Origin of the sequence: Lysinibacillus parviboronicapiens (assembly GCF_003049575.1) — a bacterium.
GTDB classification, from domain to species: domain Bacteria; phylum Bacillota; class Bacilli; order Bacillales_A; family Planococcaceae; genus Lysinibacillus; species Lysinibacillus parviboronicapiens.
In genome coordinates, this window is sequence record NZ_PYWI01000058.1 from 1 (window position 1) to 9,220 (window position 9,220).

General features: G+C 36.5%; 14 protein-coding genes and 1 pseudogene. 2 read left to right on the top strand and 13 right to left on the bottom strand.

Features of this window, described 5'->3' with window-relative positions; translation table 11 throughout:
• A pseudogene (locus tag C9J35_RS22445) lies at positions 1 to 124 on the top strand (IS110 family transposase); the annotation flags it as partial.
• A gap of 180 nt (positions 125 to 304) precedes the next feature.
• Here C9J35_RS22445 and C9J35_RS22450 read toward each other — a convergent pair.
• A complete protein-coding gene (locus C9J35_RS22450; protein ID WP_107927051.1) occupies positions 305 to 1,192 on the bottom strand; it encodes a LysR family transcriptional regulator in 888 nt (295 codons plus the stop codon).
• Positions 1,193 to 1,334: 142 nt separating this feature from the next.
• Between C9J35_RS22450 and C9J35_RS22455 the strand changes: the two genes are divergently transcribed.
• Positions 1,335 to 2,093 carry an NAD-dependent epimerase/dehydratase family protein gene (locus C9J35_RS22455; protein ID WP_054770051.1) on the top strand — a complete coding sequence of 253 codons (759 nt, stop codon included), beginning with the start codon at positions 1,335 to 1,337 and terminating at the stop codon, positions 2,091 to 2,093.
• Positions 2,094 to 2,490: 397 nt separating this feature from the next.
• Here the strand turns inward: C9J35_RS22455 and C9J35_RS22460 are convergent, their stop codons facing one another.
• The 12 genes from C9J35_RS22460 to C9J35_RS22515 form a co-directional block, all read right to left on the bottom strand.
• Positions 2,491 to 2,679: a DUF4177 domain-containing protein gene (locus C9J35_RS22460; RefSeq protein ID WP_054770052.1), complete on the bottom strand. Its 189-nt coding sequence runs from the start codon at positions 2,677 to 2,679 to the stop codon at positions 2,491 to 2,493.
• Between the two features lie 241 nt (positions 2,680 to 2,920).
• Complete coding sequence (locus tag C9J35_RS22465) at positions 2,921 to 3,514, bottom strand: phage tail protein (protein ID WP_107927053.1); 594 nt, start codon at positions 3,512 to 3,514, stop codon at positions 2,921 to 2,923.
• Positions 3,514 to 3,927, bottom strand: coding sequence for a hypothetical protein (locus tag C9J35_RS22470; RefSeq protein ID WP_107927055.1), 414 nt, complete (start codon positions 3,925 to 3,927; stop codon positions 3,514 to 3,516). Before C9J35_RS22470 ends, C9J35_RS22465 begins: the two co-directional genes overlap by 1 nt.
• A 51-nt stretch (positions 3,928 to 3,978) precedes the next feature.
• Positions 3,979 to 4,320: a hypothetical protein gene (locus C9J35_RS22475; protein WP_107927057.1), complete on the bottom strand. Its 342-nt coding sequence runs from the start codon at positions 4,318 to 4,320 to the stop codon at positions 3,979 to 3,981.
• Positions 4,283 to 4,666 carry a phage head closure protein gene (locus tag C9J35_RS22480; RefSeq protein WP_107927059.1) on the bottom strand — a complete coding sequence of 128 codons (384 nt, stop codon included), beginning with the start codon at positions 4,664 to 4,666 and terminating at the stop codon, positions 4,283 to 4,285. The genes C9J35_RS22475 and C9J35_RS22480 overlap by 38 nt, the downstream gene beginning before the upstream one ends.
• Positions 4,644 to 4,940: a head-tail connector protein gene (locus C9J35_RS22485; RefSeq protein ID WP_054770054.1), complete on the bottom strand. Its 297-nt coding sequence runs from the start codon at positions 4,938 to 4,940 to the stop codon at positions 4,644 to 4,646. The genes C9J35_RS22480 and C9J35_RS22485 overlap by 23 nt, the downstream gene beginning before the upstream one ends.
• Positions 4,941 to 4,942: 2 nt before the next feature.
• The gene (locus C9J35_RS22490; protein ID WP_054770055.1) at positions 4,943 to 5,260 is read right to left on the bottom strand and encodes a hypothetical protein; all 318 of its coding nucleotides are present in this window, start codon (positions 5,258 to 5,260) and stop codon (positions 4,943 to 4,945) included.
• A 13-nt stretch (positions 5,261 to 5,273) separates the two neighbouring features.
• The gene (locus C9J35_RS22495; RefSeq protein ID WP_107927061.1) at positions 5,274 to 6,461 is read right to left on the bottom strand and encodes a phage major capsid protein; all 1,188 of its coding nucleotides are present in this window, start codon (positions 6,459 to 6,461) and stop codon (positions 5,274 to 5,276) included.
• A 37-nt stretch (positions 6,462 to 6,498) separates the two neighbouring features.
• Positions 6,499 to 7,236 carry a head maturation protease, ClpP-related gene (locus tag C9J35_RS22500; RefSeq protein WP_054770056.1) on the bottom strand — a complete coding sequence of 246 codons (738 nt, stop codon included), beginning with the start codon at positions 7,234 to 7,236 and terminating at the stop codon, positions 6,499 to 6,501.
• Positions 7,233 to 8,273: a phage portal protein gene (locus C9J35_RS22505; protein ID WP_107927063.1), complete on the bottom strand. Its 1,041-nt coding sequence runs from the start codon at positions 8,271 to 8,273 to the stop codon at positions 7,233 to 7,235. Before C9J35_RS22505 ends, C9J35_RS22500 begins: the two co-directional genes overlap by 4 nt.
• 96 nt (positions 8,274 to 8,369) lie before the next feature.
• Positions 8,370 to 8,678: a hypothetical protein gene (locus tag C9J35_RS22510; protein WP_054770059.1), complete on the bottom strand. Its 309-nt coding sequence runs from the start codon at positions 8,676 to 8,678 to the stop codon at positions 8,370 to 8,372.
• Position 8,679: 1 nt separating this feature from the next.
• A complete protein-coding gene (locus C9J35_RS22515) occupies positions 8,680 to 8,943 on the bottom strand; it encodes an HNH endonuclease (protein WP_107927065.1) in 264 nt (87 codons plus the stop codon).
• Positions 8,944 to 9,220 lie beyond the last annotated feature (277 nt).

Below are 9,220 nucleotides of genomic sequence, written 5' to 3' on the forward strand. Positions count from 1 at the left end.
CTACGATTTAAAACGTGAGGAAGGAAAGCCATATAAAGTAGCCATTATTGCTTGTGCTAATAAGCTTTTACACTGGATTTATGCGATTTTAAAAACGAAAACACCATTCCAAGAAACTATTTAGTAACAGCATTTTCAAATAAAACAAAAACCTTCCACACTGAACGAGGAGGGTTATTTGTCTTGCGCATTTTTAGTATAACATGAAGTGTTTTTCGATTAAAAATGTTTTTCTTGACATTCTATTAGCTGGTTTAGTTCAAGAAGAACCATATCAATTTAAATAGCTCAGATTTTGGCAAAATTAAATTGATTCAAATGATACCCACTTTTTAGTAATCTCTGAAAATTTCTTAGTCGCGAGTGAGGTTGGTTTTCTTATAGCTAATCCAATAGTTCGATAGCTATCACTTTCAAGTGGAATGACTGTAAAAGAAATTTTTGATTTCGGTATAATCATTTCTGGCAATATACTAATTCCTAGATTATTCTCCACCATGGAGATCACCGAGTATTCATTCATATTTTCGAATCGAATATTGGGGCTAACTTTATTCTCCCTAAATATTTTTTGAATATCATCATAACACTGATAAGTTGGCATAATAAAAGGTACATTTTCTATTTGTTGCATTGATACTTGGTTTTCCTTACATAATGGGGATTGGTTAGATACAACACATAAAAGTCGATCCCTCTTCAATTGTACGATTTCAAAGGATTTTTCAAATGATTCAAAGTAAGTATCATTATTAATAAATCCACAATCTAATCTCCCGTTCTGTAACCAATTCTCAACCTCAGCATAGTTTCCTTCCAGTAATTCGATTTCAATATTTGGAAACTTTTCCTCCATTTTTTTAAGAATACCAGGAATCCAGTTTTTAGAAATACTCGAAAAAACCCCTACTCTTACTATTCCTTTTTGGAACCCATTGATAGCGGCTACTTCCTGCTTCAGCATGTTGTTATAGTATAAAATTTTCCGAACGGTAATTAAAAGCTCCTCTGCATTCTTGGTCAATGTTAAAGTAGAGTGATTGCGAATAAATAAAGGAAAGGAAAACTCTTTTTCCAAACTGCTAATTGCATGGCTTACAGCAGATTGGGTGAAACCTAACATTTCTGCAGCTTTTGTAAAACTATTGAGTTCTGCCACTTTGTTAAATATTTCATATTTTGTTAAAGTCACTATGGTCCTCCTTATGAATTTTATTCATGTTTCCATTATATTTCTTCGTTTTATTTAATGCCATAACAAACTTATAATAAGTGCATGCTATATTATATGACCCTTGACAAGGGATGTATTTTTCATGGAAGGATGAAGTGAAATGCAAAAAATTTTAGTTACAGGTGCTGCAGGTAAGATTGGCCAAGATGTTACAAGGTTCCTAGATAAGCAAGGGAATTACCAGTTACGACTAGCAGATATTAACTTATCTGCTTTAGATACTTTTAAAGATACAAATCATGAAATCATATATTTAGATGTTTCTGATTTAGCTGCTTGTCAAGAATTTACGAAAGGTATAGATATAGTTATACACTTGGCAGGTAATCCTTCACCAAATGCTGATTTTTATGGCTCCTTATTAGAAAATCATATAAAGGGAACCTATAATATTTTTAGAGCTGCTAGTGATAATAATGTATCCAAAGTGATAGTTGCTTCAAGTGCTCAAACAATTGAAGGCTATCCTTTGGATTATCAACCACATGCTTATTCACCCACGAGACCCAAAAATATGTACGGGGTAAGTAAGTGTTTTGCAGAGGCTGTTGCTTCTTATTTTGCTTATGAAGAAGGGTTACAAAGTCTTGCTATTCGTATAGGTGCATATGATGATTATAATCCATATGGTAAACCACTAACAGCTAGAGATATGAGTGCATACTTAAGCCCAGAAGATTTTATGGACCTTCTCTTAAAGTCGATGACGGCAAAGAACTTACCTCCATTTTCAATTTTACATGGTGTATCTAACAACAGGTTTAAACGAATTGATATTGAAGGAACAAGAAAGTTAGTTGGTTATAGCCCAAGTTCCGATGCTTTTGAACTAAGTGGTATTAAGTTCTTTGATTCTTGATAAAGGCATATCTAGAAAAGAGATTATATTATTGTTATTTAGCTTTTATTTGTTCCATTTTCAATAGCTACAGTTTCTATAATCAATAAATATTCCAATTTCCCCAGATAAAGCACCCTATTCTTCTGTCTCATTTGTGGTGCAACTCTATTGTCACCACTAGTTCCACAGATGTTCTTTTCCTTTTCAACATAATAAACACCCCTTTAGACAATCATATCTAAAGGGGTAAAACCAAGCCCTGTTCTGCTAAAACACCCGTTAGCCATCCATGAAGCACAAAAATCAGCACTTCACCACAGAAAATGAAAGATGATTAAGTTCTTTCATGGGAGTTTAATTGTAATTATTCACAAACTAATATCTTTTAGTTCTTATTAATTCCTAGAAAAGAAATCTATTGTTCTTCTTCATATTTTTCAAAAACCAAATCATTTGCTTTAATCTGACCATATGACCCACTACTTTTAGGAATAGCAGCAACAAATCTCCAGCCTTCTTTACTATACTTATCGATTAATTCCCTATGACTATTCATTGTAAATAAACCAGCAACCTTTGCTTCTACATACATATATTTATACATTTTTATCCACCTCATATATTATGTGATTTTGCAAAATCAATAATGTTAATAAATAGTTATACGAACCTAAATAGTAAAAGTTTCTAACTGATTCTTCAACTAACCTGCACCGTTAGTTGAAGTACATTTCTTCACAATCTTCACATCGATTTTTAAATATCCAATGAAAATCACTTCTAAGAAAAACTAAAGAGATGATTTTTATCAACCTTTTTACAAAGCTACAATAAGTGGTGTCATGTTAAGGTGTATCGGGCGCTGGTTTTTCAACCAATGCACGCGTGAAATTTGTATGCCATTTGTCAGCGACTGTCTCATCTTCTAATTCAGCGGTGATGGCTTCGTAGTAAAATTGGCCATTGGCATCCGAAACAGCTGAGAAAGTTAGTTCTAACATGGCTAATTCTTCTTGGGATGCATCAATGTTGATGGTAAAGCCACCTGCATTAGAGGCTTTCGGAAAAGCAATTAATTTCGTTAGATCCTCAAATTCATCCATAACGTCAGCTGTAAATACAAAATCTTTACCTATTGAATGAGAACCGTAGCTATAAATTCCAGGTTTCAAATCAGTATTTGTTAATCCAAAATAATCACGCAAAACTTTGACCGGTACGTGGGCACTTACCGTTACATTTAATTTTGTTGTGACTGTTTTCTCACCGATTGTTGCACGACCACATTTTTTTGATAAAACAACCGTTTCTGGTTCAGATGCAATTGTACCCACACAACCAAATTTTGTACCTGGTTCATGTTGATCCCCTTTGATGAATTGGATAGATGCGTTTTGAATGTTCCACGCATCGAATTGTTCAATAACTTGTGCTGGCATTATAAGCCCTCCTCTATTAATTCTTGTAGCGCTTCGTCTAACTCTGCTAAAATTTTCGGCGCTGATTTTTGTAAAGATCGGTCACTAAAATGTTGAGCCCACGGATTAGAAGGGCCCCGCCCCTCATCCGGGAATACGAGATAACCGAAGCTTCCTTTTTTGTTAGCTGCTCCGCCTTTTGACTTTACAACAAATTCTAAATTGGCCATTTCGCTTGTGGACCACTTACTTTCTTTCGCATGTTTTTTAGTACTAACACGTGAAACTGGCAAAAGATTGGTCATTTCTCTTGTTGCTATTTCAATACCACGTGTATGTAACACGCGATTAATCTCTTTTTCTGCACGATTTGGTAGCATCCTAATTTTTTCTTCCAGTGACATGATGTCATTAAATTCGACTTGTGCTCTCATAGTTTCGTGCACCCAGTAACGATTTTACGACGATATAAGAAGATAATTCGATCAACGGTCTGTATCTTTCCGTCGTAAACGTTGCTTCTGCGTACGTTCAAGCGTCATCGTTAATACATCAGATAATGCGGTAATAATATCAATTGTTCGTTCATCCAAATCGTCTCGATTTTCTGAGTAATAGTAAATCACGACATCCTGACTGATTGTTTTAAGATCATCATTTTTAATCATATCGCCCGTTTCATAGACAAAGAAATGGTAGTCATTCTTCTTAAACTGCGCTTCCTCATCTTCTGCAAGATTATCTTCAAAAATTGATAAATTAAATGTTTGTAAAGCTGCTAACATTCCCTCAATCTGTTGATTCATTTTCTGTTTTGTCTTGCTCATGCGTACCCACCTCCTGCAAGTAAAAATAGAGATACATTTTTTCACGGTCGTGATCTACTTTGATAACATCGTATTCTGTACCATCCTTAATCACTTTCAATTTACTCTTATTCAATCTTTGTAATTGTGGCGGATAATGTGTACGAATCTTTAAATCTAATACAGCACTCAAAACTTTGGCCATTTCATAATCTGCCTCACGACATGACATTTCTTGATAAGCAAGTCGCCCCATCGGTACATATTTTTCACCAATACGCTTCCCTTTTGGAGATCGTTCTGTTTCCTTTGTACCGTACTGGATAAAGCCATCATTTAGCACATCACGGATTTTCTTGTTGGCCATCAGCACCCCTCATTTCCAAAGCTACGTGTAAGATAAGGCGTTTGAGTTCATCTGCAAAGTTCTTCTCAAATTCATCTACTGCATTATTGTAAACATAGCGACAACGTTCCAATAGTAGTTCCGTTTCCCATGCCTCTAATTCAAAAGAAAAAGCCTTACTCGTCAATTTCTTGAAGTAAGACTTTGCTCTATTGATGATTCGATCTAATTCAGCATCTTCGTCATCCCAGGTAATACGTAACCGATGTTTTAATTCTTCAAGTAATTCAGGCATGGTTATTCACCACTTTTTAGTGCACTTTCAGCCTTAATAGCTTCGTCCTTACCTTTTACCTTATCACCGTTAGAAAGCTCATAATAGCCTCCTCCTGTATGCTTAGGATGCTCTAAAACAAGCTCCTCCGACTCTTCCTGTTCATCAATTGCTACCTCTGCAAGATAGATTTTATTGTATTTCGGATGAACACCTGTTAAAAAAAAGACACGTTCTGCTTTGGCTACGAAACCTTCAGTTGGGTACGTGTCTCCTGCATTGTACATATGGCCATTGTGTTGCAGTTCTTTAAATGGATTCACTACTTTTGCTGTCATCATATGTTTCCCCTCCTTACGGTGTATCCGGTGTTTGTGTCGCACCAGCCGATGCATTATTAATCGCTGTTTTTGTAATATCAAATACTGTAAACGCTTCGTTATCTAGTGGTTGTCCGTTTATTAATTGGCGAGTTAAATAAAGACGTTGGTCTTGAATCATTCGCACATGATCCGATGTTTCTAACGTTGCTTTTCCTGCGCCCATCCAGTAGTCTTTTGGTTTACCTGAAACCATTTTGTTTAGTGGTACTGCTGAACATTTAATGATTTCAAGCTCTGGCACTGGGAAATTGCCAAAAGTCCAAACACCATCCTCACGTTGTTTAGCACTATACGCAAATAATTTAGAGTAGTAGTCAAATGGGTTAATAATTAAAACAACATCTTGCGCATCACGTTGTCCATTTTTTGTTGAAGGTGCTAGAATTTTTGTACCAATCTCATGTGGTGTAAATGACACTAATTCCACTGTCGCTTTTTTAGGATATACGCCACCAACTACCGCACCATCCAAATTTCGCATCATACCAATCGGTTGTTTGTTCCCTGTGCCGTTGACGATTACTTTTTCTAATTCTGCTGATACAACTTCTGCCATGATTGCTCGCACATATCGATCTAACCATTCAGGGCCAAGCTCAAACATTGCTTTACATACAACCAAGAAGCCTGATAATTTGTATGCTTTTGCTTCAATTGTTTTGAAACCTCTATCCATCATTTCTTGAATTTCGTCGCATACATCGCCCCAATAGGCTGTTGTAGCACCTTCTTTACGTACAACCCATTGTGTAGTAGCACCAAGTTGCGTAAAGTTTACGAGTGATAACAATGGATGATCCAGGGCTAAATCTTCAAATATACGATCATATACTGTCGGAGGCATAAGCGCTAATACCTCGTCGAAAGATTCCACTTCAATCGCTTGTGAATAAAATTTCTTTTCTTCATTTGTTAATTGGCGTACTCCGCGAGTTGCCAAGACTGTCGCATCCCATTGTTGCTCATTTGCACGTTTTGCTTCACGGATGGTTGTGTTCATTACATCCTGATAATGAGTAAAATTCTCTTCATATTGCTGTACAATACGTGCCGCAACTTCGGCTGCATCGCCATTTTCAAAAGCAGCTTTCAACCCATCGATTTGCGCTTGTTTGTCAATGCCTTGTGGCTCTTTATCTAAATTTTTTATACCTGTCATGTAAATGACCTCCTATTTTTAAATAAAATAAAAACGCCTACTCAGTTGAGTTGCGTTGGAATTTGTTTAAAACATTATTTGGTTGTTGTATAGGCTCCTGCTTAAAACGAGCAAGTACATTATTTTTATATGCTTCTGCATTCGCTTTGTCCGCTTCTTCATCTTTTGTGTCCTCTGTTGCAGTAGCAAAACCAATCGCCACCGCTTCGTCTGCCGTAAACCATGTTTCATTTATCACAAATTGCTTCATCTCATCTCGTGTGATTTGCGCTTTGGTCATATAAATATCTAAAAGTGATTCGTCTAGTTTTACCATCATATCAATAGTCTTTTGCATTTCTGTTTTAGAACCGACAGCAATTGTCCATGCCTCGTGTACCATTATCATAGCACCCATATTCATGATTAATTCATCTGCGGCCATAGCCATAATAGATGCAGCTGAACAAGCCCAACCATCAACAATGATTTTCACCTTAGCTTGATGGTCCTTCAATCGGTTGTAAATAGCGATTCCATCAAAAGCATCGCCACCAGGTGAATTTAAGCGTACTGAAATATTGCTTGTTTTGACTTGTTTTAGTGCTCGATCAATATCGTTAGCCGATGTGGAATCATACCACCAGCTTTCACCGATGTCACCATAAATAGTTAAAACTGTTTCATCGTTATCCTCGTCCACTTCGACAGTGAAGTTTTTCGGAATTTCTGGCACTAGGTCCTCATACTGCGAATTTTTGAAACGTCTTCGTCTTTTATTTGCTTGAACTGTCAATTTTCCTCACCTCCTTTCAATGCCTCTTCTGCATCTTGATAGTTCTTTGTAACATGACGCTTATTCGCTATTTCATCATCGACTATTTCATGGCCCAGCTCGCTTAAAATATCATTAATTGTATAAACACCAATCGCAAACATTTTATCGAAAGCAGTTGCCAACTGTACGATGTCTGTGATTTTTATTTTCGATGTGTCTATCTTTACATAAGTACGATTTAGATAGTCTTCTTTGGAGTAAGCCTTACGATTAAATTCGTCCTCCATCATCTCCGCAGGCGGATTCAAGGCAAACATAATAAAATTGTCGGTCTGTTTATCGATGTCAGCGAGATCGCCTTTCAACAAGCCACGAGGGACGTGAAATGCCATTGCTACATAATTAAAAATGTCATCTATAAGATTACTAATGTCTCGACTGTCAATGCTTAATCCCACTTTAGCGTCTGACATATCTTCAAGCTCAAAGCCTTCTTGTAATTGGAAAGCAACGCTTTTCTTATCTGGATCAAACCAATTTTTTAATTGTGTTTCAAACATATCGTCAATTGCTTCTTGTGTTTTATCGTCTTGCGGTCTTAAAAAGTCACCCTTCACTAATACACGCTTATTATTTTTAAACTTGTAGTAACTCTTAGCTGCCTCTATCATTCTGCCATGAGATTCATACAAATCATTTAAGACAGATAGAATTTTTGTATCAGTCAATTTCAAACGAATGACTTCGGATTCATTAAACATCTTGTTCATCGCTAAATTTCCGATTTGGATGCCTGAATATTTATTCTCCTGGAATGCGAACTCTTCAACATTAAAGCTGTCCGCTATATAGAAGTTATCATTCTGCATGACGATTAAACATTCACCTTCATAGATAAATTTTCGAATAGCCTTATGAAAGAATGCAGTCGCATTTTGGTTTTGATTCGGCTGCACGTTTAACGCGTAGTACATGTTTCCACGATGAGCCTTTCCCTCTTTAAATCCTGCCCACCTTTCTGTGTATATATTTATGCACGCATGTAAAGGGTGCAATTATTACAAGATAAATCGAAAAATGTTTTCTCCCATGAACCCTTCCCGTTGAAAGAATCCCTTAAAATAGGCGAAAGTTTTTGACCGGGGGGTGTCCTACTTGACGTACTGTAAATGCTTGTCAGCAAAGCCGACGATGTAATGGATCTCATCAGCCGTAATACGTAGCAACTCACTAGTGAAGATGAGCTTGTTATCTATAGCCAACTGCTCACGAACTTTCTCAATCCTCATGTGCTTACACTTACGTGTGTTAACACAGTCACGGATTTGTTTGTAACGATAATAAGCGTATCGAGTGAAAGCATTCAGCATATCGCGCTCATACCATTCGTGTTGTGGCCTAACAACCACTGCATCTATAAAATCTGTGTCATATGTCCATGTACCATCAGTAAGTTGCATGTTACCACCTCTCATCTTGGTAAAACTTATTCTTTCGCGTGACTTCAAGCCGGTCATGTACATTGTTATGACAATTAATACATAGGCATTGTAAGTTACTTAGAGTCAATGACAGATGTGGATGCGTCTTCACTTCTTTCATGTGGTGAACATTTTCAGCTTTGTGATAACGTCCTGCTACTTTACATATTTGGCACTCAAAGTTGTCACGCTTCAATGCTTCTTTACGTAGAGACATCCACTCTTTTGATTTGTAAAACTTCATCATTATTAATATGTTTGATTAGTTCTTGTTTGCGTTCATCTTTATTCATTCCACCTGTTCACCCCTCCACAATTAATAGTTAAATGCATAATAAAAAGCCACACCCATTGGATGTGACTTGATATCTATATTTTATTCAGGTGTGAAGTCTCGATGGTTTCACCGTTGTTACAAATAAGAAGTTTAGCTTTAAACTCTATACTTGTTGAGAGTTTCTGCAACATACTTAATTCATTAGCCAACTTTTCTATTTCAACCAATCCCTCACTTTGTAATT